This window comes from Mesorhizobium wenxiniae (assembly GCF_002284535.1).
Lineage (GTDB): Bacteria > Pseudomonadota > Alphaproteobacteria > Rhizobiales > Rhizobiaceae > Mesorhizobium > Mesorhizobium wenxiniae.
Map to the genome: position 1 here is coordinate 73191 of NZ_NPKH01000001.1, position 25164 is coordinate 98354.

General features: G+C 62.6%; 23 protein-coding genes and 1 riboswitch. Of the genes, 17 read left to right on the top strand and 6 right to left on the bottom strand.

All coding sequences use genetic code 11. The features are described from left to right. Positions 1 to 6: 6 nt before the first annotated feature. The 5 genes from CIT31_RS00320 (at position 7) to CIT31_RS00340 (ending at position 6253) form a co-directional block, all read left to right on the top strand. Positions 7 to 1179, top strand: coding sequence for an acyl-CoA dehydrogenase family protein (locus CIT31_RS00320; protein ID WP_095517043.1), 1173 nt, complete (start codon positions 7 to 9; stop codon positions 1177 to 1179). 31 nt (positions 1180 to 1210) lie between these two features. Then, the gene (locus CIT31_RS00325; protein ID WP_095517044.1) at positions 1211 to 2419 is read left to right on the top strand and encodes an acetyl-CoA C-acetyltransferase; all 1209 of its coding nucleotides are present in this window, start codon (positions 1211 to 1213) and stop codon (positions 2417 to 2419) included. 14 nt (positions 2420 to 2433) lie between these two features. Further along, entirely contained in the window at positions 2434 to 4653 is a 2220-nt protein-coding gene (locus CIT31_RS00330; protein ID WP_095517045.1) for a 3-hydroxyacyl-CoA dehydrogenase NAD-binding domain-containing protein, read from the top strand. Positions 4654 to 4735: 82 nt separating this feature from the next. After that, a complete protein-coding gene (locus tag CIT31_RS00335; RefSeq protein ID WP_065005850.1) occupies positions 4736 to 5386 on the top strand; it encodes a S24 family peptidase in 651 nt (216 codons plus the stop codon). 9 nt (positions 5387 to 5395) lie between these two features. Next, positions 5396 to 6253, top strand: coding sequence for a thermonuclease family protein (locus CIT31_RS00340; protein ID WP_165778308.1), 858 nt, complete (start codon positions 5396 to 5398; stop codon positions 6251 to 6253). Here the strand turns inward: CIT31_RS00340 and CIT31_RS00345 are convergent. Then, positions 6216 to 7865 (bottom strand): lysine--tRNA ligase, encoded by a 1650-nt coding sequence (locus tag CIT31_RS00345; RefSeq protein ID WP_095517047.1) that lies wholly within the window; start codon positions 7863 to 7865, stop codon positions 6216 to 6218. The two genes, CIT31_RS00340 and CIT31_RS00345, sit on opposite strands and share 38 nt — an antisense overlap. Before the next feature lie 166 nt (positions 7866 to 8031). On the opposite strand from CIT31_RS00345, the gene CIT31_RS00350 reads away from it, so the two are divergent. Beyond that, a complete protein-coding gene (locus tag CIT31_RS00350; protein ID WP_029356850.1) occupies positions 8032 to 8442 on the top strand; it encodes a tellurite resistance TerB family protein in 411 nt (136 codons plus the stop codon). 60 nt (positions 8443 to 8502) lie between these two features. Here CIT31_RS00350 and CIT31_RS00355 read toward each other — a convergent pair whose 3' ends face one another. Next, entirely contained in the window at positions 8503 to 9321 is an 819-nt protein-coding gene (locus CIT31_RS00355; RefSeq protein ID WP_095517048.1) for an ABC transporter substrate-binding protein, read from the bottom strand. A 289-nt stretch (positions 9322 to 9610) separates the two neighbouring features. On the opposite strand from CIT31_RS00355, the gene CIT31_RS00360 reads away from it, so the two are divergent. The 3 genes from CIT31_RS00360 to CIT31_RS00370 all read left to right on the top strand — a co-directional run bounded on the left by CIT31_RS00360 (position 9611) and on the right by CIT31_RS00370 (position 11840). Next, positions 9611 to 10342, top strand: a complete 732-nt coding sequence (locus CIT31_RS00360) for a helix-turn-helix transcriptional regulator (protein ID WP_095517049.1) — start codon at positions 9611 to 9613, stop codon at positions 10340 to 10342. Between the two features lie 97 nt (positions 10343 to 10439). Further along, positions 10440 to 11078, top strand: coding sequence for an acyl-homoserine-lactone synthase (locus CIT31_RS00365; RefSeq protein ID WP_095517050.1), 639 nt, complete (start codon positions 10440 to 10442; stop codon positions 11076 to 11078). A 15-nt stretch (positions 11079 to 11093) separates the two neighbouring features. Then, positions 11094 to 11840 carry an enoyl-CoA hydratase-related protein gene (locus CIT31_RS00370; RefSeq protein WP_095517051.1) on the top strand — a complete coding sequence of 249 codons (747 nt, stop codon included), beginning with the start codon at positions 11094 to 11096 and terminating at the stop codon, positions 11838 to 11840. A 71-nt stretch (positions 11841 to 11911) separates the two neighbouring features. Here the strand turns inward: CIT31_RS00370 and ppk2 are convergent, their stop codons facing one another. Next, the gene (ppk2, locus tag CIT31_RS00375) at positions 11912 to 12820 is read right to left on the bottom strand and encodes a polyphosphate kinase 2 (protein ID WP_095517052.1); all 909 of its coding nucleotides are present in this window, start codon (positions 12818 to 12820) and stop codon (positions 11912 to 11914) included. Between the two features lie 235 nt (positions 12821 to 13055). Here ppk2 and CIT31_RS00380 point away from each other — a divergent pair, with 235 nt between their 5' ends. From CIT31_RS00380 to CIT31_RS00390, 3 genes are all read left to right on the top strand, one after another. Continuing rightward, positions 13056 to 14327, top strand: coding sequence for a sensor histidine kinase (locus CIT31_RS00380; protein WP_095517053.1), 1272 nt, complete (start codon positions 13056 to 13058; stop codon positions 14325 to 14327). A 205-nt stretch (positions 14328 to 14532) separates the two neighbouring features. Continuing rightward, complete coding sequence (gene phoU, locus CIT31_RS00385; RefSeq protein WP_065005842.1) at positions 14533 to 15258, top strand: phosphate signaling complex protein PhoU; 726 nt, start codon at positions 14533 to 14535, stop codon at positions 15256 to 15258. A 91-nt stretch (positions 15259 to 15349) separates the two neighbouring features. Then, positions 15350 to 16357, top strand: coding sequence for a magnesium and cobalt transport protein CorA (locus CIT31_RS00390; protein ID WP_095517054.1), 1008 nt, complete (start codon positions 15350 to 15352; stop codon positions 16355 to 16357). Positions 16358 to 16472: 115 nt separating this feature from the next. On the opposite strand, the gene CIT31_RS00395 is transcribed toward CIT31_RS00390, so the two are convergent. Further along, positions 16473 to 16991: a GcrA family cell cycle regulator gene (locus tag CIT31_RS00395; protein WP_029356837.1), complete on the bottom strand. Its 519-nt coding sequence runs from the start codon at positions 16989 to 16991 to the stop codon at positions 16473 to 16475. A gap of 353 nt (positions 16992 to 17344) precedes the next feature. On the opposite strand from CIT31_RS00395, the gene CIT31_RS00400 reads away from it, so the two are divergent. From CIT31_RS00400 to CIT31_RS00410, 3 genes are all read left to right on the top strand, one after another. Further along, entirely contained in the window at positions 17345 to 18544 is a 1200-nt protein-coding gene (locus tag CIT31_RS00400) for an aspartate aminotransferase family protein (RefSeq protein WP_095517161.1), read from the top strand. Positions 18545 to 18561: 17 nt separating this feature from the next. Further along, on the top strand, positions 18562 to 19473 hold the full coding sequence (gene argF, locus CIT31_RS00405; protein WP_095517055.1) for an ornithine carbamoyltransferase: 912 nt from the start codon (positions 18562 to 18564) through the stop codon (positions 19471 to 19473). Between the two features lie 93 nt (positions 19474 to 19566). Beyond that, positions 19567 to 20601, top strand: a complete 1035-nt coding sequence (locus CIT31_RS00410; protein ID WP_095517056.1) for an Hsp33 family molecular chaperone — start codon at positions 19567 to 19569, stop codon at positions 20599 to 20601. 137 nt (positions 20602 to 20738) lie between these two features. On the opposite strand, the gene apaG is transcribed toward CIT31_RS00410, so the two are convergent. Continuing rightward, positions 20739 to 21131, bottom strand: a complete 393-nt coding sequence (gene apaG, locus CIT31_RS00415; RefSeq protein ID WP_065005838.1) for a Co2+/Mg2+ efflux protein ApaG — start codon at positions 21129 to 21131, stop codon at positions 20739 to 20741. 225 nt (positions 21132 to 21356) lie between these two features. On the opposite strand from apaG, the gene CIT31_RS00420 reads away from it, so the two are divergent. Further along, on the top strand, positions 21357 to 22511 hold the full coding sequence (locus tag CIT31_RS00420) for a ceramide glucosyltransferase (RefSeq protein ID WP_095517057.1): 1155 nt from the start codon (positions 21357 to 21359) through the stop codon (positions 22509 to 22511). A 41-nt stretch (positions 22512 to 22552) separates the two neighbouring features. Here CIT31_RS00420 and CIT31_RS00425 read toward each other — a convergent pair whose 3' ends face one another. Continuing rightward, entirely contained in the window at positions 22553 to 23743 is a 1191-nt protein-coding gene (locus tag CIT31_RS00425) for an O-succinylhomoserine sulfhydrylase (RefSeq protein WP_095517058.1), read from the bottom strand. 74 nt (positions 23744 to 23817) lie between these two features. Beyond that, a riboswitch (SAM riboswitch) is annotated at positions 23818 to 23895 on the bottom strand. Between the two features lie 125 nt (positions 23896 to 24020). Between CIT31_RS00425 and CIT31_RS00430 the strand changes: the two genes are divergently transcribed. Beyond that, positions 24021 to 25115 (top strand): 2'-deoxycytidine 5'-triphosphate deaminase, encoded by a 1095-nt coding sequence (locus CIT31_RS00430; protein WP_065005835.1) that lies wholly within the window; start codon positions 24021 to 24023, stop codon positions 25113 to 25115. Positions 25116 to 25164: the final 49 nt, after the last annotated feature.

Below are 25164 nucleotides of genomic sequence, written 5' to 3' on the forward strand. Positions count from 1 at the left end.
GAAATCGTGGCGACAAATCCTGCCGAAGTGCTTGCTTTGCCCAAACCCGCCTGGGCGGCAGACGAGGTCGGCATGCTCTACGACATGGCGCACCGCTTCATGTCGGAAGAGATCGCGCCGCGCTATGACGAGTTCGAGAAGAACGAGATGGTCGACCGCGAGTGCTGGCTGAAGGCGGGCGCGGCCGGTCTGCTCTGTGCCTCGATGCCGGAGGAATATGGCGGTTCGGGCGGGACATTCGCGCATGAGAGCGCCATCATCGAGGCGATCGGCCACGTCGGCGTCGACGGTTTCGGCATCGGCCTGCACAATTCGATTGTCGCCCCTTATATCCTTCATTATGCCTCGGAAGAGCAGAAGAAGAGATGGCTGCCGAAACTGGCGACCGGCGAGCTGATCGGCGCCATCGCCATGACCGAGCCCGGCGCCGGCTCCGACCTGCAGGGGGTCAAGACGCGAGCCGAGAAGGATGGCAACCAGTACAAGGTCAACGGCTCGAAGACCTTCATCACCAACGGCCAGCTCGCCAATTTCATCATAGTCGTCACCAAGACCGATCCGGAGAAGGGCGCCAAGGGCACTTCGCTGATCGTCGTCGAGACCGACGAGGTGGAAGGGTTCGAGCGTGGCCGCAACCTCGACAAGATCGGGCTCAAGGCCAACGACACGTCGGAACTGTTCTTCAACGATATGCGCGTGCCGACCTCCAATCTGCTCGGCCACGAGGAAGGCCAGGGCTTCGTCCAGCTGATGCAGCAATTGCCGCAGGAGCGGCTGCAGATCGGCACTGGCGCCATCGCCATGATCGAGCGGGCGCTGGCGTTGACCATCGACTACGTCAAGGAGCGCAAAGCCTTCGGCAAGGCGATTATCGAATTCCAGAATACCCAGTTCAAGCTCGCCGAACTGAAGACCGAAGCTACCATCGGCCGGGTCTTCTACAACGACTGCGTCACACGCCATATCAATGGTGGCCTCGACCCGGCGACGGCCTCGATGGCCAAATACTGGCTGTCCGACCTCCAGGGAAAAGTCGTCGACGAGTGCCTTCAATTGCATGGCGGCTATGGCTACATGAATGAGTATCCGATCGCCCGCATGTTCCGCGACGCTCGCGTCCAGCGTATCTACGGCGGCACCAACGAGATCATGAAATTGCTGATTGGACGCTCTCTCTGAGCGACTTTTCGGCAAACCAAGGAGCAGGAAAATGGCCGAAGCTTATGTCTATGACGCAGTACGAACGCCGCGCGGCAGGGGCAAGAAGGATGGCTCGCTGCACGAGGTGCCGGCGGTGCGGCTCGGCGCCAAGGTGCTTGAGGCGATCCGCGACCGCAATGGGCTGGATACCGGCATCGTCGACGACATCATCTTCGGTTGCGTCGACCCGGTCGGCGAGGCGGGTTCTGTCATTCCGCGTGCCGCCGCCTTCGAGGCGGGTTACGACACGAAAGCGCCCGGCATGCAAATCTCGCGTTTCTGCGCCTCTGGCCTGGACGCCATCAACTTCGGCGCGGCCAAGATCGCGCAAGGCGCCGACGAGATCGTCATCGCCGGCGGCGTCGAATCGATGTCGCGCGTCGGCATGGGCGCATCCGGCGGCGCCTGGTTCATGGATCCTTCGGTCGGCCTGCCGGGCTGGTTTGTGCCGCAAGGCATCTCGGCCGATCTGATCGCCACGAAATACCGCTTTTCGCGCGACGACGTCGACGCCTATGCGGTCGAGAGCCAGAAGCGCGCCGCCAAAGCCTGGGGCGAAGGCCGCTTCAAGAATTCGGTGATCTCGATCAAGGATCAGAACGGCCTGACCATCCTCGACCACGACGAGCACATGCGGCCTTCGACCGATATGCAGTCGCTGGCCGCACTCAACCCGTCCTTCGTCATGCCCGGCGAAATGGGCGGCTTCGATGCCGTCGCGGTGCAGAAGCATCCCGAGGTGGAGGAGGTCAATCACGTCCACCACGCCGGCAATTCGTCCGGCATCGTCGATGGCGCGGCGGCCGTTCTGCTCGGCTCCAAGAAGGCTGGAAAGTCGCTCGGCCTGAAGCCGCGCGCTCGCATCCGTGCATTCGCCAATATCGGCTCGGAACCGGTGCTGATGCTGACCGGTCCGGTTGACGTGACCGAGAAGCTGCTGAAGCGCGCCAGGATGAAGCTGTCGGACATCGACCTGTTCGAGCTCAACGAGGCGTTCGCCTCGGTGGTGCTGCGCTACATGCAGGCTTTCGACATTTCGCACGATAGGATCAACGTCAATGGCGGCGCCATCGCCATGGGCCATCCGCTCGGCGCGACAGGTGCGATGATCTTCGGAACGGTGCTGGACGAACTGGAGCGCCGCGACCTGAACACCGCGCTGGTGACGCTCTGCATCGGCGCCGGCATGGGCACCGCAACGATCATCGAACGCGTCTGACCGGGAGAAAGACGATGAGCTACACCAATTTCACCCTCAACATCGACGCTGACGGCATCGCGCTGGTCACCTGGGATATGCCTGGCCGCTCGATGAACGTCTTCACCGAAGAAGCGATGCTGGAACTGAACGCCATCGTCGACAAGGTGGCGACCGACGCGACGATAAAGGGGGCGGTGATCACCTCCGGCAAGGATAGTTTCTCTGGCGGCGCCGACATCACCATGCTGCAGAAGATGTTGGCGACCCTCGCCGCCGACAAAGCCAAGGACCTGGACAAGGCGACCAAGGCGCTGTTCGAAAATGCCGGCTATATGACCGGCCTGTTCCGCAAACTGGAAACCTCAGGCAAGCCGTGGGTGTCGGCGATCAACGGAACCTGCATGGGCGGCGCATTCGAGCTGTCGCTCGCTTGCCATGGCCGTGTCGCGGCCGATTCCGACAAGGTCAAGATGGCGCTTCCCGAAGTGAAGATCGGCATCTTCCCGGGCGCCGGCGGCACCCAGCGCGTGCCGCGGCTGACCGACCAGCAGCAGGCGCTGCAGATGCTGACCTCCGGCCAGATGCTGTCGCCGCAGAAGGCCAAGTCGATGGGCCTGATCCACGAGATCGCCGAGCCGAAAAAGCTGGTCGAAACCGCCAAAGCCATGATCAAAAATGGCTTGAAGCCGGTGGCGCCGTGGGACGAGAAGGGCTTCAAGTTGCCCGGCGGCCCGGTTTATTCAGTGGCCGGCGCCAATCTGTGGCCTCCGGCAATCGCCATCCTGCGTCGCGAGACCTATGGCAACTACCCTGCCGCCGCCGCCATCCTAAAATGCGTCTATGAAGGCCTGCTGGTGCCGTTCGACACCGCCTTGCGCATCGAGCAGCGCTATTTCACCGAGATCATGCAGACCAGGGAAGCGGCGGCGATGATCCGCTCGCTGTTCGTGTCGCTGCAGGAACTGAACAAGGGCGCGCGTCGTCCGAGCGGCGTGCCGGAATCCAAGTTCAAGAAGATCGGCGTGCTCGGCGCCGGTTTCATGGGCGCCGGCATCGCCTATGTCACGGCCAAGGCCGGCATTCCGGTGGTGCTGCTCGACCGCGACATGGAAGCTGCCGCCAAGGGCAAGGCGCATTCGGACAGCCTGATCTCGGATCAGGTCAGGAAGGGCCGCGCCAAGCCAGAGGACAAGGACAGGCTGCTGTCGCTGATCACGCCGACGGCAGACTATGCCGACCTCGCAGGCTGCGACCTGGTGGTCGAGGCGGTGTTCGAGGATTCGGGCGTCAAGAAGGACGCCACCGAAAAGGCGGAGGCCATGCTGAAGCCGTCGGCGGTCTTCGCGTCGAACACGTCCACCATCCCGATCACGTCGCTGGCGAAGAATTCGGCGCGGCCGAAGAATTTTATCGGCATCCATTTCTTCTCGCCGGTCGACAAGATGATGCTGGTCGAGATCATTTTGGGCAAGAAGACGGGCGACAAGGCGCTGGGCGCCGCGATCGACTTCGTCCGCGCCATCAAGAAGACGCCGATCGTCGTCAACGACACGCGCGGCTTCTACGTCAACCGCTGCGTGCTGCGCTACATGTCGGAAGCCTACAAGATGCTGATCGAGGGCGTTCCGGCGCCGATGATCGAGAACGCGGCGAAGGCCGCCGGCATGCCGGTCGGTCCTTTGGCGCTCACGGACGAGACGGCGATCGACCTCGCGCAGAAGATCATGAAGCAGACCATGCGCGATCTCGGCGAAAACGCGGTCGACCCGAAGCAGATGGCGCTGATCAACACGCTGGTCGACACGCATGGTCGCTTTGGCCGCAAGAACGGCAAGGGTTTTTACGACTATCCGCAAAAGCCTGCCAAGAAGAAGTTGTGGCCGGGCGTGAAGGATCTCTATCCGCAGTTGGCGCCTGAAAAGGTCGACTATGAGGAACTGAAGCAGCGGCTCCTGGTCACCATCGCGCTAGAGGCGGCGCGGGTGATGGAGGAGGGCATCGTCACCGATCCGCGCGAAGCCGATGTCGGCTCGATCCTCGCCTTCGGCTTCGCGCCCTTTACCGGCGGCGTGCTGTCCTACATCGACGGCATCGGCGCAAAGAAATTCGTCAAGATCGCCAAGGGCCTGCAAAAGAAGTACGGCGCCGAGTTCAAGGCGCCCAAGCTCCTGCTCGACATGGCGGAGAAGGGCGAGACTTTCTACGAACGCTTCGATCCCTATGCCAGGAGCGAAGCCAAGAAGGCGGCGTGACGCCGCCTTCGGTGGTGGACAAAATCACGGCCACCGGTTAGAACGGAGAAGGTATTTTTTCCTGTTCTGAAGGAGAGCAAAAGTGCTCTCGCATGACCGCGTATGGGCCGCCATCGATGCTCTCGCCGAGCGCTATTCGCTCTCGGCCTCCGGGCTGGCGAAACGCGCGGGCCTCGATTCGACTGCCTTCAACAAGTCGAAGCGGCTGTCCTCGGACGGGCGGCCGCGCTGGCCGTCGACCGAATCGCTGGCCAAGATCATCGAGGCGACGGGCGCCTCGCTCGACGAATTCACGGGGCTGGTCGAAGGCCGGGGCAAGCCCGTTCCCGGATCTCTGCCCGCACAGAGGTCTTCGGTGCCGCTGCTCGGCTTCGCCCAGGCCGGCGCCGGCGGCTTCTTCGATGATGCCGGTTTTCCGGCGGGGCAGGGCTGGGACCTGATCGAGCTTCCGGCACAGGCGACCGAAACCTCCTATGCGCTGCAGGTTCAGGGCGATTCCATGCTGCCGCTCTACCGCAATGGCGACGTGCTGATCGTCGAGCCGGGCGCTGCCACCCGCAAGGGCGACCGGGTCGTCGTCAAGACCAATGCCGGCGAGGTCATGGCCAAGGTGCTGGACCGTCAGTCGTCGAAGTCGATCATGCTGGTCTCGCTCAATCCCGATCACCCGGACCGCGAAATCCCTATGCGCGATGTCGAATGGGTGGCGCGGATTGTCTGGGCAAGTCAGTAGGGGCCGCCAGTGCGTCCGCTACATACAGCCGCTGCTGTGTTGACGATCTTGGTTATGGGGGCTACGATCGTCGCCGGCGGCCGCGCCGTGCTTCAAGGCGAAAACGGCCGTGTCGCGGCTCGAGCGCAGGCTGGCATGGCGGCGCAATCCGACCCGCCTGCCACATCAGCGATCCCGCGACCCAAGGCGGCAAGGCCGGAGGCGCATTCCAGGGCCATCGATCCCGAGGTTGTCGCGCCGCCGCAGCTTCAGCCCGAAGAGCTTGAACGGGTCGAGCCGCGCGCCCCGCTGAGTGACCTGGCGCTGGCCGGACCCCCCAAACCGCCCAAATTGAAAATGCCCGACGACTGGAACGGGACAAAACTGTTCCAGCCGGTTGCGCCGGCCGCCGGTGTGATCGAGGCCAAGGGCTACTCGGTCGCGATTTCGGGTATCGACATCGTCAGGCAGGACGAGACTTGCGCCGACGGCGGCAAGTCCTGGACGTGTGGCAGCCGGGCGCGAACGGCGTTCCGTGCTTTCCTGCGCGGCCGGGCGGTGGTTTGCGCGGTGCCGCCCGAAGGCGGCCGCGACCTGATCGCCGCCGAATGCCGCGTTGGCAACCAGGATGTCGGTCAGTGGTTGATCGAAAACGGGTGGGCGCGCGCAGCAGAGGGTGGCCCTTACGTCGAGGCCGGCGAGAAGGCGCGTACAGCGAGGAAGGGCATTTTCGGGCCGGCGCCCAGTCTCGCCGGCCTGCCTCCGGCACCAGCCCCTGTCGCGGCAGCGCAGCCGACGCAGCTGATTCTCGACCCGTCGGCGACGGCTTCGCCGCCAACCGAGACGACGGCTACGCCGCCAGCTGACCAGCCAGCGCCTTCTGAATGAGGGCGCGGGTTTCTGCGATGCCGTAGAGCGCGGCGAAGGAACCGAAGCGTGGGCCGCGCTCCTGTCCGATCAGCACCTGGTAGATCATCTGGAAAAAGGCGACGGACACGCCCGGCCCGCCCTCCGGGCTCTGCTTCGAATGGTCCTGATAGCGTTCGATCTTGCGCGCGACGTTGAGGGCGGCATTCTGGATCACCTCGCCATCGGCATCTGGCGGCAACGCGGCGAGCGCCTCGGAGAGTTTCGTCAGCGCCTCGCGCTCGACCGCGTCGGCGGCCCGGTACACCTTGGCCGGCTTCACGAAATCGTCGAAATAGCGGATCGCATATTCGGCCAGCCGGTCGAGCTCGGGATGGGTCTTCGGCGTCACGCCCGATGTGTGGCGCGAAATGAACCCCCACAGCACGTCCTTGTTCTGGGCGTTGGAGGCGCTGACCAGATTGAGCAGCAGCGCGAACGACACCGGCAGGTCGACGACAGGCGGGTTACCGTCATGCATGTGCCAGACGGGGTTTCCCAGCCGCTCCTTCCACTCCTGCCGGCGATAGGCGGACAAAAAGGCGTAATACTCGTCCACCGCCTTCGGAATGACGTCGAAATAGAGCTTCTTTGCCTGCCGCGGCCGCTGGTACATGTAGAGTTCGAGGCTTTCGGTCGGCGCGTAGGTCAGCCACTCGTCTATGGTCAGTCCGTTGCCCTTCGACTTCGAAATCTTCTGGCCGTTCTCGTCCAGGAACAGCTCATAGACGAAATGCTCCGGCGCCCGCCCGCCCAGGATATTGCAGATACGGTCGTAGATCACCGCATTCGTCTGGTGGTCTTTGCCGAACATTTCGAAATCGACGCCGAGCGCCGCCCAGCGCATGCCGAAATCCGGCTTCCATTGCAGCTTCACCCTGCCGCCGGTTATGGGCAGCGTGGTTTCGGTGCCGTCATCATCGAAGGTGATAGTGCCGGCCTTGGCGTCGACACGCTTCATGGGGACGTAAAGCACGCGGCCACTTTTGGGGGAAATCGGCAAGAACGGACTGTAGGTCGCCTGACGCTCCTCTCCGAGCGTCGGCAGCATCACGTCCATAATCTTATCGAAACGTTCGGCAGCGCGCAGCAGAACGTCGTCGAAACGGCCAGCCTTGTAGTATTCCGTCGCGCTGGCGAACTCGTAGTCGAAGCCGAACGTGTCCAGGAAACGGCAAAGCATTGCGTTGTTGTGGTCTGCGAAGCTCGCATAGTCGCCGCCGAAAGGGTTGGGGACGGACGAGAGCGGCTTGTGCAGGTGCGGCTCGAGTGCGGCGCGATCGGGGACGTTGTCCGGAATCTTCCGCATGCCGTCCATGTCGTCGGAAAAGCACAATATTTTGGTCTTGACCGCGTCCCGGGTGAGGACGCGGAAGGCATGGCGCACCATCGAGGTGCGTGCGACCTCGCCGAAAGTACCGATGTGCGGCAGCCCCGACGGACCGTAGCCGGTCTCAAACAGAACGGTCTCGGGAAAATCAGTGTCTTTGTAGCGCCCGACGATCTTCCTGGCTTCTTCGAACGGCCACGCCTTGCTTTCAGCCGCTGCCGCAAGCACCTCGGGATTGAGATCGACAATGTTTGATCCCGCCATGTCACTGTTTCCAAATCGTTCGCCGGCATCGCCGCAAATGGGGGCCGGAAGAGGTTTTCAACCGGTCTCTAGGCGTGCCTGCCATGGGCGTCAACGATCGCGGCTCTTTTTCCTTGCGGCGTCGGTGCCGCGTTCCTAACTTCGGAGCCCGTTTGAGGAGTTTTAAATGTCGTTGCCGCCGCATGAAGCCCTGATCTATCTGATGGTCATCACCTCCGCGTCCGATCGCGACATGACCAATGTCGAACTGGCGCGGATCGGCGACGTCGTCCGCTCATGGCCGGTGTTCGAGGATTTCGACCACGACCGGCTGGTCGGCGTCGCCCAGGACTGCCAAAAGATGCTGCACGAAAAGGACGGGCTGGAAGGCGTTTTGGCGCGGGTCGCTGAAGCACTGCCCGAACGCCTGCTTGATACCGCTTATGCCGCAGCCTTCGAGGTTGCGGCCGTCGACCTCGAAATGCGTTTGGAGGAGGTGAGGGTGCTGCAGCTTATCCGTCGCCAACTCGATCTCGACACGCTCACCGTCGCCGCCATCGCCCGTGCCGCCAAGGCCCGCCTGCGCACGTTGACTTGATCCAGGCCCTGAAGACTCAGAAAAGTGACCGGACCGGACTAGAAAACTGACCGGACCGGATCAGAAAAAACTGACCGGGAAATAGCGCAGATAAAATTCGGCGAAGGTGCCCTTCACCGAAATCTCCTGCAGTGCGTAGTCGAACGCTGCGGCCAGCGCCGGATCGTTGGCCCTGGTGGCGATGGCCATGCCCGAGCCCAGATATTCTGGCGCCAGATACGGGCCGCCGGCAAAGCGGCAGCAGGCTGCGGCATCCGACCCGCCCAGCCAGAAGGCGAAGCGCATGCCGTCACCGAAGGCGGCGTCGATCTTGCCGGCCTTGAGATCATCATAGAGCTCTTCCGGCCGGTCGAAGGGGACGACCTGAACGGTGCCGAAATAGTCGCGCAGCATCCGCTCATGCGCGGAGCCGGCGACCACGCCGACGCGCTTGCCGCGCAGTCTGTCGAAGATCGGTTCCGTGAACGCCTTTGTCTTCGGCATGATGAAGCGCGCCGGAAACTGCAGGTAGGAACGCGAGAAGGCGTATTTCGACCGCGACTCCGGCGTGGCGGCGATGCCGGCAATGATCGCTTCGCCTTCGCCCTTCTGCAGCGCCCCTTCGAGCTCGGCCCAAGGCAGCGCCTGGATCTGGCATTTATCCGCGATGCCGAGTTCGGCGCAGATGGCGCGTGCCAGATCGACGTGGAAGCCGGACAAGCGACCCGCTCCGTCGAGGAAGTTGAACGGCGGGAAATCGGTGGTGGTCAGAAATCTAAGACGCGGCAGCGCGGAAAGGTCAGGCTTCGGCAGCCGCTCCTTGGCATCCCACAGCACCGGCACTTGCGGCTCCGCGGCACGCGCTGCCGTGAGCCACTGTGCCCCGGTGATTGCCAGCATCAAGACGATGGTTGTCCACCGAATTGCCACGATCGAGCTCCGCCCTGTCCTGTCCAATGTGGCTTTTGGTATGAAAATGCCACAGGCACAACGGTTTTTGATTTCATCACGCCGATTTAGGGTTATGCTTCAGCGACCTTGCAAACATGTGCGGCGTCGGCTGGAGGGTAGCCGCAAGGCGCTGCAAACAGAGAGGAGCAGGTTTGTAATCCGGGGTCGATGGCAGAGTGCAAGTCAAGCGCTGGACCGTTGATCTCAACGCAGAAGGCAACATGGGGTAGATGTTGCAATGGGCCACTTCGATCGCACACTGGAATTCATAGATCAGCTGCAGCACGCCAATACGGCGGCCGCGGTCTGCGAAAAGCTGCTTGGCATAACCTCGGAGTTCGGTCTGACGGCACTTATGGCTGGGACGGTTCCGCAACCGGGAACGCCACGAGGCCAGCAAAAGGACCATGTGCTGCTTTGCGAGTGGCCGGGGGAATGGCTGGAGCGCTACGTCGCGCGCAACTATGTCGACCATGACCCCGTCGTCAGCCACATGAAGCAGCTACAGGCGCCGTTCCAGTGGCGGGAAGCGTCTCAGGGCATTCGCATCGACAAGAGCAGCGGCGAAGTGATGGGCGACGCCGGCGAATTCAAGCTGCGCGACGGATTGGCCTTCCCGCTGATCACGCTCGATGGCCAGATCGTCATGGTGTCGCTGGGCGGCGAGGCCGTCGAATTGTCGGGCGCCGAGTTTGGGCTGGTGTCGCTGGTGGCGACCTATGCGATTGGCCGCGCCATGCAGATCCACACGATGGCGGCCAAGACCATCGACCACGTCGAACTGACGCCTCGTGAGCGCGAATGCATGCAATGGGCCGCCGTCGGCAAGTCCGAATGGGAGATTTCACAGATTCTCGGCATTTCGGAACACACGTCAGAGAAACACCTTCTTAACGCCAAAAGCAAACTCGGTGCCGTCAACCGAGTGCAGGCAGTCGCGGAAGCGATAAGGCGCGGCTATATTAGCTAGCTCGGCCGTGCCGGCCTAGAAATTCTTGCCTACGTGATCGCGTAATTTTCTCGGGACAGCCCGGCCGTATCTTCCTATTGAACCTAGGAGACGGCAGATGCTTTTTTCCCTTACCACACAGGAACTTATGGAACGTCCCGACCTTTGGGAGGCCGTTCATCGTTTGCGCTACAAGATTTTCGTCGAGGAGATGGGGTGGACCGATCTGCAGCGCCCCGATGGCCTTGAGATCGACCAGTTCGACCATGATGAGGCGGTGCATCAGCTCGTCATCCGCAATGGCGAGCTCGCCGGTTATCAGCGGATGTTGCCGACAACGCGGGCGCATCTCCTGACCGAGGTGCTGGCGGACCTCTATGAAGGGACGCCGCCGTCCGGGCCGAACGTCTGGGAACTGACCCGCTATGCGGTGGCGGCGGGCTTTCGTGACGGCAAGCGCGGCGTCTCGACGGTCGGCACCGAGCTCATTGCCGGCTTCGTCGAGTGGGGGCTGAGGCGCAACGTCAACCAGGTGATCATCGAGTTCGAGCCGATGTGGGTCCTGCGGGCGCTGCAATTGCACTTCCTGGCGAAGCCGCTTGGCTACCAGCGCACCTATGGCAACCAGCAGGTCGTCGCGACGCTGCTCACCTTCAACGAGCATACGCTTGAGGTGGTGCGCTCGCGTCGCAGTCATTTCGCGCCAGTGCTGGCCAGGGGTTATCCCGACAGGCTCGGAATGAGGCAGGCCTCGTGAGAATTGGAGACAGCCATGAACATCCATCCGCAAACAGAGTTCCGCAACCATACGCTGATTGTCACGGTGTCGTCGGATGACGGCCGGCCGGTGCTGGACGGGCGAGCCTATGAAAGCCTGGCCAAGATCTTCCACGAAGCGGCAATCGACGATGATGTGCGCGTCGTGGTGCTGCGCGGCCTCGCCGGCTGCTTCTGCCTCGGCGGCGATTTTTCCGAATTCCTCGACGCCACCAAGCATCAACGATTGATCGCCGCCGTCACCGACATGTTCCGCACCTTGGCGACGTTCCCCAAACCAGTCCTTGCCTGTGTCGATGGCGACGCCGTCGGCGTCGGCTGCACCATCCTGTTCCATTGCGACATGGTGATCGCATCTGATGAAAGCACGTTCCGGGTGCCGTTTGTCGATTTCGGCCTCGTGCCGGACGCGGCGACCAGCATCCTGGCGCCGCAGAAACTCGGTTATGCCGGCGCTTTCCGCTTCTTCTGCCTGGGCGACACGCTTAGTGCCGAGGACGCCAGGATGCTTGGCCTGGTCACCGAGATCGTGGTGGGCGATGTCGAGGAAGCCGCACTAGGCAGAGCCAGGCAACTCGCCAAGAAGCCGTTCGCCGCACTGCTGCAGACGCGCGACCTGCTCAAGGGCGACACAGGCGCGCTCTGCGATCGCATTGACCAGGAGATTTCGCTGTTTCAGCAGGCTTTGCAGGACGATACCACGCTGAAGCGGCTGCAGCGGATTGCCCGGCTGGCGGCATAAGAAATCATTCGGCAGAATGACAGGAATATTCGGAATCGTGCCGCGCGTCCTTGGGGGCGCGCGGCAGTGCTTCAGGCCCGCTTTCCCAGGAACGAAGGCCCTTCCCCGATGATCTTCTTGTCTTCCTTGCCGATGGCGTCAAGATCGCGGCCGTCATAGGGAAGCGACAACAGGATGCGCCGGATGATGGCAAGTCGCGCGCGCCGCTTGTCATTGGCCCGCACGATGATCCAGGGCGCGAATTCCTCGTGGGTGCGTTCGAACATGAGATCGCGAGCCTTGGTGTAGTCGTCCCATTTGGTGATGCCGGCAATGTCGATCGGCGAGAATTTCCAGCTCTTCAAAGGACTCCAGCGGCGATCGTGAAACCGCTCAAGCTGTGTTTCCCGACCGATGTTCAGCCAGAACTTGAAGAAATGGATGCCCTCGTTGCAGATCATCCGTTCAAAGTACGGCGTCTCGTCAAGGAATTTCTCATGCTGCTCCGGCGTGCAGAAGCCCATCACCGGCTCGACGCCGGCGCGATTGTACCAGGAGCGGTCGAAGGTGACGAACTCGCCGGATGTCGGAAAGTGCGCGACATAGCGCTGGAAATACCATTGCCCGAGTTCGGTTGGGCTAGGCTTGGTGAGTGCTACGTTGCGCGCTGTCCTGGGATTCATGTACTGCCGCAGCGCGAAGATCGTACCGCCCTTGCCGGCGGCATCGCGTCCTTCGAACAGCGACATCACCCGCTTGCCCGTCGATTGCAGCCATGCCTGCGCCTTGACCAGCTCGATCTGCAGTCGCTCGAGCGCCTCGTCATACTCGTCGCTGTTCATTTTCTTGTCGTAGGGATAGCCGCCGGCGGTCAGCTTGTTGTCCTCGACCCAGGCCGGAAGCTTGGGATCGTCGATGTCGAATTCGCGCTCCTTGCCGTCGATGCGGATCTTCAGCGGACCTGGAACGGGCGCGGCGGCATCTTCCTTGGGGTTTTTCATCGAGGCGAACCTTTCCAGATTCCGGACTCATGCTATTGGAGCCTTACTGCATCGGCCCGAAAATCGGAATCGATTTCGGAAAGAACGATGCAGCAGATTGAGAGTGGTAGAGCGTCCTTTGTGCGTCCAATTGTAACGCACAGCGCTCTAGCGCCGGTCCAGTGGGCAGTTCCACCTGACCGGCCGGAGTGGGGACGGAGGCACAGTGCGCGCGAATGGCTGACAATGGCTGACAATGGCTGACACCGGCGGCGCAGAACAGCGAAGCACGGCGCAAGCCGTCGTCATCCGGTTGTGGAACAGCCGCTGGCTGCTGGCGGCCGGCATCGTCGCGGTCCTGACCGTCTATGGTTTCGCAGACATGTCCGGCTATGTCGTGCTGCTGGCATGTGCCGTACTGCTGTTCGCCGCCGCGATGCTGCCGGCCAGCGTTGCGCGCCAGTCAGCGGAGGATGCCGCGGCGATCGAGGCGGGCGGGCTACAACAGCTGTCGGGAGAATATCTGGCGGCCGCCGTTGCCGATCCGCTGATCATCTTCGATCGCACCGCCACGATCGTCCATGCCAACGCCGCCGCCTTCGCCGCCTTCGGCGGCATCGCACCGGGCATCTCGCTGTCGCTGAAATTCCGGGCGCCCGAGATGCAGGCCTTGCTGGACAGTATTTTATCGGGCGCCGCCGCTTCGGATGTCGTTGACTATACCGAAAAGCTGCCGGTCGAACGGGCCTATCGGGTGAGTGCGTCTTCCGTCGGTCACGGCACCGACCTCTATGTGCTGGTCTTCAAGGACCAGAGCGAGGCGCGCCGGATCGACCGGATGCGCGCCGACTTCATCGCCAATGCCAGCCACGAACTGCGCACCCCGCTCGCCTCGATCTCCGGCTTCATCGAGACGCTGCGCGGCCCGGCCCGCAACGACCCGGCGGCGCGCGAGCAGTTCCTGCAGATCATGCAGAACCAGACTGGCCGCATGGCGCGCCTGATCGACGACCTGCTGTCGCTGTCGCGGCTGGAGATGAAACCCTATCTGAAGCCGGGAACCGAGGTCGATCTTCGTCAGACCCTCGACAGCGTCATCGATTCGCTGGGGCCGCTTGCCAGGGAAAACGGCGTTGCCATAGAGCGGGATTTCGCAGAAGGGCCGCTTGATGTGCCCGGTGATCGCGATGAACTTTTCCAGGTTTTCGAAAATCTGCTGGAAAACGCCTGCAAATACGGACAGTCGGGTGGACGTGTCGTGGTGACGATTGCTCACCGCGATGACGGTCCCGAACCGGGCATCGACGTCACCATCCGGGACTTCGGCCCCGGCATTCCCGAGGAGCATATCCCGCGCATTACCGAACGCTTCTACCGCGTCGATGTCGAAAACAGCCGGACCCAGAAAGGCACCGGTCTTGGCCTGTCCATCGTCAAGCATATCTTGACACGCCACAATGCCAGGCTCTCGATCAAGTCGGAGGTCGGCAATGGCGCAGCTTTCACGGTGCATTTGCCGGCGCACTGACGCCTCACTATCTAAGAAGGCGTCGGCCCGAAAACCGGAAGATTTCAGGATAGCCGGATGCGTGGATAAGGGATTTAGAGCGCGTACTCTGTATCCAAGTGAACGCACGTCGCTCTAACGGTTTCTTTTTTCTGTCATCCGGCTAGCATATCAGCGGGGATTCGAGGAAACGACTGGGACCAGAAGACCCCGGGAAGGCATCTCTATGCAGTCCGTGCACATCGTCAGCGCCTACGACGAGGAGCTGAAATATTTGTCGAAGCGCATCGCCGCGATGGGCGGGCATGCCGAACGCATGGTCGAACAGGCGATCGCGGCCCTGGTCAACGCCGACCCCGGCCTTGCCCAGAAAGTCATCCGTGACGATTCTGTTCTGGACGAAGGGCAGCGCGAGATCGACGACAAGGCGATCATCATCATCGCCAAGCGCCAGCCGATGGCGACGGATTTGCGCGAGATCGTCGGCGCGATCCGCATCTCGGCGGACCTCGAACGGGTCGGCGACCTCGGCAAGAATGTCGCCAAGCGCGTGGTTGCCGTCATAGAAGGGCGCCAGCCGACCAGCCTGTTCCGCGGCATTGAGGCCTTGGCCGACCTGGCGTTGACGCAGCTCAAGGAAGTGCTCGACGTCTACGCGTCGCGCTCGGTGGAAAAAATCGGCTTCGTGCGTGATCGCGATGATCAGATCGATGCCGTGTACACCTCGCTGTTTCGCGAGTTGCTGACGTACATGATGGAAGATCCGCGCAACATTACGCCTTGCACGCACCTGCTGTTTTGCGCCAAGAATATCGAGCGGATCGGCGATCATGCCACCAATATCGCCGAGACGATCTACTACATCGTCACCGGCGACCAGATGCCGGCCGAGCGGCCGAAGGGCGACAAGACAGACAAGATTGTTGTCCCGGGAGCGCCACCCGCGAAGTGAACGGCTGCCTCTCGAACCCATTGCTGATTTAGGCTAAGCTTTACCGAACGTTCCTGATCCTGACCCGAGGCCATGCCTCCAGGAGGTAGCGATGGAAACCGTTCGGAACCTGACGCCGGCCCCGCCGACATCGGCCATCATCGCTTCCAGCGTCTATACCGCCGGCCGGCGTGTCGCCGACATTCCGATCGAGGAAGCTGGCGAATGGGCCAAGAAGCCAGGTCATGTCGTCTGGATCGGCCTGCTGGAGCCGGACCGCAACCTGTTGCTTCGCGTCAAGGCGCAATTCCATCTGCACGATCTGGCGATTGAGGACGCCGAGCATCCGCATCAGCGGCCGAAGATCGAGCAATATGGCGATGCGTTGTTCATCGTTGCCCGCACGGCTCAACTGATCGACAGGCGCGTCACCTTCGGTGAGACGCATCTGTTCGTCGGCGCCGGCTATATCGTCAGCGTCAGGCACGGTCCGTCGACTTCTTATGCCGCCGTTCGCCAGCACTGGGAAAGCTGCCCGCTTTCGCTGGCCAAGGGTGAGGATTTCGTCCTCTATGCCATTCTCGATTTCATCGTCGACAACTACATGCCGGTGCTCGAGCAGATCGAGGACGAGGTCGAGGCGATCGAGGACAAGGTCCTGCTAAGGCCTATGACTGGACCTGATATCGAGCGGCTTTATATGCTGCGCCGCGATCTGTTGCGCTTGCGCAATGCGGCGCTGCCGCTGGTGGAGGTCTGCCGCCGGCTGACCAGCGCCGACCTGCCGCAGATCCACGCAGCCATGCACCCGTTGTTTCGCGACGTGACTGATCATATCCGCACCGTGCAGGAAAAGATCGACAGTTTGCGGGAGGTTCTCGCCTTTGCCTTCGAGGCCAGCCTCCTGGTGGGCCAGAGCCAGGAAACGGCGAACACCAAGAAACTGGCCTCGTGGGCTGCCATCTTGGCGGTGCCGACGGCGCTCGCCGGCATCTACGGCATGAATTTCGACGACATGCCGGAACTGAAGATGGAATATGGCTACCCGCTCGTGCTGGCTGCGATCGCTGCGATCTGCTCTTTCCTGTACTGGCGTTTTCGCAAGAATGGGTGGCTGTGAAATAGAAGGGAGTAGGGCAGTAAGGGAGTAGGGCAGTATGTAGTGCGTTGCCAAGGGTCGCACTCACAAAGCCTAATCTTTACCTACTCCCATACTGCCCTACTCCCCTATTGCCTTATCTACTCCGCCGCCGCTCTGATGCGGGCTGGAACGCAATGCGGGCGTGGTACTTGCAATAGGGTCCGGTTTCGGCCGCGTCGTTGCCGCAGAAATGGAACTCTTCCGAAAGCGGATCGCCATTCGGCCATTTGCATGTCCGCTCGGTTAACTCGACGAGTTGCAGATGCCGCGAGATCGGCACGACGACGTTCTCGACCGGACGGACGTAATGACGCGCCACCGGTGCGGTGTCGAATTGCGCCTGCAGCGCGGTCGCGCCGATCGACGTGGTGATATGCCGCGCAGTGCTCGCCGCCCGCGACACCGATTTCTGGACGCTCGATCCTTGCACGCTCTTTTTCTGGCGTGCCGGCGTGGCGGTCGAGCGTCCGCGGCCCGACAGTTTCAGCCGATGCACCTTGCCGATGACGGCATTGCGGCTGACGCCCCCGAGCTGTGCGGCGATCTGGCTGGCGCTCAGTCCCTCCGACCACAATTTTCTAAGAAGTTCGACCCGCTCGTCAGTCCAGTTCATGAGACCGCGCTCCTGCTGAAATGTGCGGCGATCGGAATCCTTCCACGATCCGGCTTCCGCCGGGCAGACACCACATATATCGGGTGATTAGGTCCGCCGCACGAAATCTAGTTATTCTCGACTACAATTACCTTATGCGCTGACTCGGTGACAAGAGTCCGAGGGCCAACACGAATCGGTTTTTTCGGTTTTCCCCAACTTGCCCGTTCGCTGATGAGCCGGCGTCTCGCTGGAGGGCTTGCCGCGCGTCCTCGCGCGACGTTTTCGTTGACTTCATGGCCGAAACACACGATAAGCCGCAAAGGCCGCCGCTTTGGCGGCTTTTTGATTTTCCGGTTCCGGAGACGCATATAATGAGCGGTTCGGCGCTTTTCGAGACCTTTACCCGCGCACCCCTGGCCTTCGACCATGGGGAAGGCACTTGGCTGGTCACCGACAAGGGCGAGCGATATCTCGATTTTGGCGGCGGTGTCGCCGTGAATTCGCTGGGCCACAGCCATCCGCATTTGGTCTCGGCACTCACCGAGCAGGCGGCCAAGGTCTGGCACGTCTCCAACCTCTACGAGATTCCGGGGCAGAGCCGTCTGGGCGAGCGGCTGGCCGACGCCACCTTCGCCGACAAGGTGTTCTTCACCAATTCCGGCGCCGAGGCGCTGGAATGCGCCATCAAGACGGCGCGGCGCTACCACTTCGTCAAGGGCCATCCCGAGCGCTTTCGCATCATCACCTTCGAAGGCGCCTTTCATGGCCGCACGCTGGCGACCATCGCCGCGGGCGGCCAGTATAAATACCTGGAAGGCTTCGGACCCAAGGTCGAAGGTTTCGACCAGGTCGGCTTCGGCGACATCGACGCCGCCGAAAAGGCGATCACCCCCGAGACCGCCGCGATACTGATCGAGCCGGTGCAGGGCGAGGGTGGCATCCGCCCGGTGCCTACGCAGTCGCTGAAGCGGCTGAGGCAGCTCTGCCAACAGCATGGCCTGCTCCTGATCTTCGACGAGGTCCAGTGCGGCATCGGCCGCACCGGAAAATTGTTCGCGCATGAATGGGCTGGCGTCACGCCCGACATCATGGCGGTTGCCAAGGGCATCGGCGGCGGCTTCCCGGTGGGCGCCTGTCTCGCCACCGACGAGGGGGCCGTCGGCATGACCGCCGGCGTGCACGGCACCACTTTCGGCGGCAATCCGCTGGCGATGGCGGTCGGCAACGCCGTGCTCGACGTGGTGCTGGAGGACGGCTTCCTGGAGGATGTCCAGCGCAAGGCGCTGCTGCTGAAGCAGGGGCTGGCGGGTGTCGCCGACGAATTTCCTGATATCATCGAAGACATCAGGGGCACCGGCTTGATGCTCGGCCTGAAATGCGCCGCACCCAACACCAAGGTGAATATGGCGTTGCGCGACCAGCATCTGCTGGCTGTTCCGGCCGGTGACAACGTCCTTCGCCTGCTGCCGCCGCTCACCGTCACCGACGCCGAGATCCATGAAGCGCTCGACCGCATCCGCGCCGGCGCCAGAGGCCTGGCCGATGCCATAGCCGCGGCTGCCGCGAAGTAACAGTCGAAAGACCCCAAATGAGCCTTCGCCATTTCACCGATCTTTCCGCCGTTTCCGAGGGCGATCTGCGCTTCATGCTGGACGATGCCGTCGTGCGAAAGGCAAGGCTCAAGGCTGGCGAGCGGACAAAACCGCTCGAAGGCAAGGTGCTGGCGATGATCTTCGACAAGCCGTCGACGCGCACGCGCGTATCCTTCGACGTCGGCATGCGCCAACTCGGCGGCGAGACCATCATGCTGACCGGCACCGAGATGCAGCTCGGCCGCTCCGAAACCATCGCCGACACGGCCAAGGTGCTGTCGCGCTATGTCGATGCGATCATGATCCGAACCACATCGCATGACCGGCTGCTGGAGCTGACCGAGAACGCCACCGTTCCCGTCATCAACGGGCTGACCGACGATACCCATCCGTGCCAGCTGATGGCCGACATCATGACTTTCGAGGAGCATCGCGGTCCGGTCGCCGGCAAGACCATCGCCTGGACCGGCGACGGCAACAACGTGCTGCATTCGCTGCTGGAGGCCTCGGCGCGGTTCCGCTTCAACCTCAACGTAGCCGTGCCGGAAGGCAGCGAGCCGGCGCAGAAGCATGTCGACTGGTCGAGGGCGCATGGCGGCAAGTTGAACTTCACCCGCTCGCCCGAGGAGGCGGTCCACGAGGCCGACTGCGTCGTCACCGACTGCTGGGTGTCGATGGGCCAGGAGCACCGTGCTCGCGGCCATAATGTCTTCTCACCCTACCAGGTCAATGCGGCGCTGATGGCGAAGGCGAAGCCCGATGCGTTGTTCATGCACTGCCTGCCGGCGCATCGTGGCGAGGAGGTCACTGACGAGGTCATCGACGGGCCACATTCGGTGGTGTTCGACGAGGCCGAGAACCGGCTCCACGCCCAGAAGGCGGTTTTGGCCTGGTGTCTGGGCGCTTGATCCGGGCCGCCTTGATCCGGGAGTACGTGATGCCTATCTCAGCCGCATCACGCAAATCGAGCGCGTTTCGACGCATGCGCCCCGGAGGGCGGCATGGCCGCGCCCCGGAGCTTTGTCATGTTGGAAACTCATCAATTGGCTGAACATCAACCCAAACTCGGCGAATTCGGCTACGCCGGCGACGATCATGTCGTGCCCTTCGAGGTCGGCCCGCTCGACGTGCGCGGCCGCACCGTCCAGCTCGGGCCGATGCTCGACGCGATCCTCAGCCGTCATGACTATCCCGAGCCGGTCGCCCGCCTGCTGGCGGAAGCCTGCGTGCTGACGGTGCTGCTTGGCACCTCGCTCAAGTTCGAGGGCAAGTTCATCCTGCAGACCCGCACCGACGGGCCGGTCGATATGCTGGTGGCGGATTTTTCCACGCCGCAGGCGCTGCGCGCCTATGCTCGGTTCGACGCCGACCGGCTGGAGGCACTGACATCTGCCGGCGAGACCTCGCAGCAGACGCTGCTCGGCAGCGGTGTCCTGGCGCTGACCATCGACCAGGGTGCCCACACGCAGCGCTATCAGGGCATCGTCCAGCTCGACGGCGAGACGCTGGAGGAGGCCGCGCGCACCTATTTTCGCCAGTCGGAACAGATCCCGACCGACCTCAGACTCTCGGTGGCCAAGCTGTTGACGCCCGGTGTCGGCGGTGCCCGCGAGCAATGGCGTGCCGGTGGCATCCTTGCGCAATTCCTGCCGCAATCGGCGGAACGCATGCGCGTGCCCGACCTTCCGGGCGGCGACGGCGATCCGCGCGATGAGATACATGATCCGCCCGACAATTCCTGGCAGGAACTGCTGGCATTGCTTGGCACCATCGAGCCGACGGAACTGATCGACCCGACGATCGGCGCCGAGCGGTTGCTTTACCGGCTGTTCCACGAGCACGGCGTCCGCGTCTTCGGCGGCGTACCGGTAGCCGACGAGTGCTCATGCTCCAGGGAGAAGATCCGCGGCATACTCGAAGGTTTCTCAGCCGACGAGATCAGGGACAGCACCGAGGATGGCGGCATTCATGTCGCCTGCGAATTCTGCTCGAAGCAATATGACTTCGATCCGGCGGAGTTTGCCGCGGCGCAGTAGACCATGATCCCGACCGAAGGTTAGCGCATCGAAAAGTGGAAAGCGTTTTTGCTTCGCTGACCTTCGGTTCGGAAAAGGTCCTGGTCTAAGAGTTAGAGCCCATCCCGATTCTATCGGGATGGATCAGGTCTAGCTGGTCAGTTGACGGTGCGCCGCGTGCCTGGCAGGTCGAGCGAAAAGGCGGGGATGGCGACGTCGAACGTCTCGCCTCGCTTGTTGCGCATCGTATAGTGGCCGACCATGATGCCGGACGGCGTCGAGAGCGGGCAGCCAGACGTATATTGATAACTGTCGCCGGGGTTGAGTTCGGGCTGGTCGCCGACAACGCCGGCGCCGCGCACTTCCTCGACCCGGCCGGTGCCGTCGGTGATGTGCCAATAGCGTGACAGAAGTTGTACGAATTCATCCGACTGGTTGTCGATGGTCACCTGGTAGCCCCAGACATAGCGGTTCTCCGACGGGTCGGAGCGATCTTCCAGATAGAACGGCCTGACCTGTACTTCGATGTTGCGCGTAACGGCGCTGTACATAGCCTACTCCACAAATATGCAGACGGAACTTTCGACGCTCTCCGCAGTTTGGTCAACGGGGCGCTTCCGTCGTTGCCCGACTCGTTTGCGCGCAGGTGCCGAAGAACAATGTCATTTAAGTGACACATGACAATGATGGTGTGCAGGGCCGGGCGACTCAGCATTCCGTCGAACTGTTGAAAACGGCTATCATGCGGCCGGCTTTTCTGGAGTGACCAGATATCGATGGAACTGACAGTCACAGCCGCCTTGCTTTCCACAGCTCTGCTTCTCGTCAATCTCGCCAGCATCCTGCTCGCTTCGTTGAAGCTGAAGCGGCCTGGCAGGATCGCGCCGCCAGCCGGCAAGGCGCCTCCGGTGTCGATCGTCGTGCCGTCGCGCGGCGTCGAGCCGTTTGCCGAGGAGACGCTCGAGCGCGCCTTCTCTCTCGACTGGCCGCGCTATGAGCTCATCTTCTGCGTCGCCCATGCCGACGACCCGGTGGCCAGGCCGGTCACCGATGCGATTGCCCGTTTTCCGGCCGTGCCGGCCCGGCTGCTCGTCGGCGACGACCACATCAGCGGCAATCCGAAACTCAACAATTGCGTGAAGGGCTGGGAGGCGGCGCGCCACCGCTGGGTCATCCTTGCCGATTCCAACGTTCTGATGCCGAGGGATTATGTCCAGCATCTGATGGCGGCATGGCGGCCGGACACTGGCCTTGTCTGCTCGACGCCGATCGGCTCGCGGCCGGACGGGTTCTGGGCTGAGGTCGAATGCGCCTTCCTCAACACGCTGCAGGCGCGCTGGCAATATACCGGCGAGGCGATAGGCCTTGGCTTTGCCCAAGGCAAGAGCATGTTGTGGGACAAGCCCATGCTCGACGCCAATGGCGGGATCCGTGCGCTTGCCGCCGAGATCGCCGAGGATGCCGCCGCGACCAAGCTGGTCAACGGGCTTGGACTGCGCGTCAATCTCGTCGCCTCGCCCTTTGAGCAGCCGCTCGGTTTTCGCACGCTCGGCGAAATCTGGTCGCGCCAGGCCCGCTGGGCACGCCTGCGTCGCGTCACCTTCCCACTGTTCTTCGCACCCGAAATACTGGTCGGCGCGGCGGTGCCGCTGGCGCTTGCGCTGGTTGCTGCGGCCGGCGCCGGCTTCAGCCTGTCGGCGACCGCCCTCGTTGTGCTGGTAGTCGCCTATCTCCCGGAATGCGCTCTCGCCTCGGCCAAGAGCTGGCACCTGTCGCTACGCATGGTCCCGGCGATGATGGCGCGCGATTGCATCCTGCCGATTGTCTGGGCGCGTGGCTGGCTCAGCGGTGCCGTCGACTGGCGTGGCAACACGATGACCATCCACACCAGCGCCGTTGCGGAATTGGAAGAGACCCCGTCGGGCGCCTGACCGCGCCTGATTTGACGATTCGAGCGACACCGCCCAGTGCACTATCTGGCGGCTTTCAGGGCCTGCTCGATGTCTTCGAGCAGGTCGTCGGTGTCCTCCAGGCCGACGGACAGCCTGAGCGTGCCTGGCCCGATGCCGAGTTCGGCGCGCGCCTCGTCGCTCAGATTCTTGTGTGTCGTCGTCGCCGGATGGGTGATCAGGCTCTTGGCGTCACCGAGATTGTTAGAGATCAGCACGATATCGAGCGCGTTCTGGAAGGCGAAGGCCGCCTGCTTGCCGCCCTTGACGTCGAGGCAGATCAGCGTCGAGCCGCCCGACATCTGCCTCTTGACGACCGCCGCTTGCGGGTGATCGGCGCGACCGGGATAGATGACGCGGGCGATTTCCGGCCGCTCGGCGAGGAAGTCCGCGATCCGGCCGGCACTTTCCGTCTGCTGGCGCACGCGCAGCGGCAGCGTTTCCAGGCCCTTCAGCAGCGTCCAGGCGTTGAACGGCGACAGGCTGGGACCGGTGTGGCGGAAATAATCGTGCAGGTTCTCGTCGATCCATTTCTTGTCCGACAGGATGACGCCGCCGAGGCAGCGCCCCTGGCCGTCGATGTGCTTGGTCGCCGAATAGACGACGATATGGGCGCCGAGCTGCAACGGCTTCTGCTGCAAGGGCGTGGCAAAGACATTGTCGACGATCAGCCGCGCGCCGATCGAATCGGCAAGCGAGGCGACGGCTGCGATGTCGACGACTTCCAGCGTCGGATTGGTCGGGCTTTCAAGGAAGAACAGCTTCGTGTTGGGCCTGACCGCCTTTTCCCAATTGGCGATTTCGGTGCCATCGACCAGCGTCGCCTCGATGCCGTATTTCGGCGCCAGCGTCTCGACCACCCAGCGGCAGGAGCCGAACAGCGCGCGCGCCGCCACGATGTGGTCGCCGGCCTTGGCGCTGCACAGCAACGCCGCTGTCACCGCCGCCATGCCGGATGCGGTGGCGCGGGCATCTTCGGCACCTTCCAGCGCACACATGCGCTTCTCGAACATGTCGACCGTCGGATTGGCATAGCGCGAATAGATGAAGCCCGGTTCCTCGCCCTTGAAGCGGGCTTCCGCCGCCTGCGCCGTATCGTAGACATAGCCTTGCGTGAGATACATCGCCTCGGAGGTTTCGCCGAAGCCGGAACGCAGCGTTCCCGCATGCACGAGTGCGGTCTGAGGCTTCCAGTTGCGCTTGTTGCTCGTCATCACCTTGTTCCAAACACCAAAAATGGCCCAAATACAAAAAAACCGGCCGCGAAAGTCGCAACCGGTCCATATGGCCTTTCGGGCCGACGGTCCTTTAGCGACTTGTTTAACGTGGCTGCAAGCCGACCGGCCAAATCACCACGGGATAACGACCCTTTAAACCCGCACCACGCTTGCGTCAATTGCCGGCATGATTAAGAGGTTTGTACCAGCGGGTTCCGCGGCAGGAACCTGCGACAAAACGAGACCACGCCCGGCCTTCGAGCGGAGCCAGACTTTGCGGCAGACAGGCATTCTTCCCGATCAGGATATTTCCGCGCTGTTCCAGTCGGGCGCGCTGAAATCGCCGCGCGCGCTCGATGCCGACCAGGTCCAGCCGGCCAGCCTCGACCTTAGGCTTGGCGACAAGGCCTGGCGGGTGCGCGCCTCCTTCCTGCCCGGCCCGAACCACAGGGTTGCTGAAAAACTCGACCGCCTGAAGCTGCACGAAATCAATCTCGCCGACGGTGCGGTGCTGGAGACGGGCTGCGTCTATATCGTGCCGCTGCTCGAGAGCCTGGCGCTTCCGGCAAACGTTTCGGCCTCGGCCAACCCGAAGAGCTCGACCGGACGGCTCGACATCTTCACCCGGGTGATGACCGATCGCGGCCACGAGTTCGACAAGATCGCTGCCGGCTACAACGGCCCGCTCTATCTGGAAGTCAGCCCGCGCACCTTTCCGATCGTCGTCCGTGCCGGCTCGCGGCTGTCGCAGATCAGGTTCCGCACCGGCAATGCGCTTTTGTCGGAAAGCGAGCTGCACGAATTGCATCGCGCCGAGACGCTCGTCGCCACCGAGCCGCCGAACATTTCCGGCGGCGGCATCGCACTGTCGATCGACCTCGATGGCGACAAGGACGGGCTGGTCGGCTACCGCGGCAAGCACCACACCGGCCTGGTCGATGTCGACAAGCGCGCCGCGCAGGATGTTGTCGATTTCTGGGAGCCGCTCTACAAGAGCGGTGCTGGCGAACTGGTGCTCGATCCCGATGAATTCTATATCCTCGTCAGCCAGGAGGCGGTGCATGTGCCGCCGCTCTATGCCGCCGAGATGACGCCCTTCGATCCGCTGGTTGGCGAGTTCCGTGTCCACTATGCCGGTTTCTTTGATCCGGGCTTCGGCCATTCGGCGGCCGGGGGCACCGGCAGTAGGGCTGTGCTCGAAGTGCGCAGCCACGAAGTGCCGTTCATCCTCGACCACGGCCAGATCGTCGGACGGCTGGTCTACGAGCACATGCTGAAGCGGCCGCAGGCGCTCTACGGCACAGATCTCGGCTCGAATTATCAGGCACAGGGCCTGAAACTGTCCAAACATTTCCGCGCCGCGCGCTGATCCCCGATCAACCAGACTGTGCTTGCCTGACCTTGCGGGCCGTGCTTGG

Coding starts and splice junctions, on each gene's coding strand:
- CIT31_RS00325 (WP_095517044.1), top strand. CDS start 1,211: ATGGCCGAAGCTTATGTCTATGACGCAGTACGAACGCCGCGCGGCAGG.
- CIT31_RS00330 (WP_095517045.1), top strand. CDS start 2,434: ATGAGCTACACCAATTTCACCCTCAACATCGACGCTGACGGCATCGCG.
- CIT31_RS00345 (WP_095517047.1), bottom strand. CDS start 7,865: ATGGCGGGATCAAACATTGTCGATCTCAATCCCGAGGTGCTTGCGGCA.
- CIT31_RS00350 (WP_029356850.1), top strand. CDS start 8,032: ATGTCGTTGCCGCCGCATGAAGCCCTGATCTATCTGATGGTCATCACC.
- CIT31_RS00355 (WP_095517048.1), bottom strand. CDS start 9,321: ATGCTGGCAATCACCGGGGCACAGTGGCTCACGGCAGCGCGTGCCGCG.
- CIT31_RS00360 (WP_095517049.1), top strand. CDS start 9,611: ATGGGCCACTTCGATCGCACACTGGAATTCATAGATCAGCTGCAGCAC.
- CIT31_RS00365 (WP_095517050.1), top strand. CDS start 10,440: ATGCTTTTTTCCCTTACCACACAGGAACTTATGGAACGTCCCGACCTT.
- CIT31_RS00370 (WP_095517051.1), top strand. CDS start 11,094: ATGAACATCCATCCGCAAACAGAGTTCCGCAACCATACGCTGATTGTC.
- ppk2 (WP_095517052.1), bottom strand. CDS start 12,820: ATGAAAAACCCCAAGGAAGATGCCGCCGCGCCCGTTCCAGGTCCGCTG.
- CIT31_RS00380 (WP_095517053.1), top strand. CDS start 13,056: ATGGCTGACACCGGCGGCGCAGAACAGCGAAGCACGGCGCAAGCCGTC.
- phoU (WP_065005842.1), top strand. CDS start 14,533: ATGCAGTCCGTGCACATCGTCAGCGCCTACGACGAGGAGCTGAAATAT.
- CIT31_RS00390 (WP_095517054.1), top strand. CDS start 15,350: ATGGAAACCGTTCGGAACCTGACGCCGGCCCCGCCGACATCGGCCATC.
- CIT31_RS00395 (WP_029356837.1), bottom strand. CDS start 16,991: ATGAACTGGACTGACGAGCGGGTCGAACTTCTTAGAAAATTGTGGTCG.
- CIT31_RS00400 (WP_095517161.1), top strand. CDS start 17,345: ATGAGCGGTTCGGCGCTTTTCGAGACCTTTACCCGCGCACCCCTGGCC.
- argF (WP_095517055.1), top strand. CDS start 18,562: ATGAGCCTTCGCCATTTCACCGATCTTTCCGCCGTTTCCGAGGGCGAT.
- CIT31_RS00410 (WP_095517056.1), top strand. CDS start 19,567: ATGGCCGCGCCCCGGAGCTTTGTCATGTTGGAAACTCATCAATTGGCT.
- apaG (WP_065005838.1), bottom strand. CDS start 21,131: ATGTACAGCGCCGTTACGCGCAACATCGAAGTACAGGTCAGGCCGTTC.
- CIT31_RS00420 (WP_095517057.1), top strand. CDS start 21,357: ATGGAACTGACAGTCACAGCCGCCTTGCTTTCCACAGCTCTGCTTCTC.
- CIT31_RS00425 (WP_095517058.1), bottom strand. CDS start 23,743: ATGACGAGCAACAAGCGCAACTGGAAGCCTCAGACCGCACTCGTGCAT.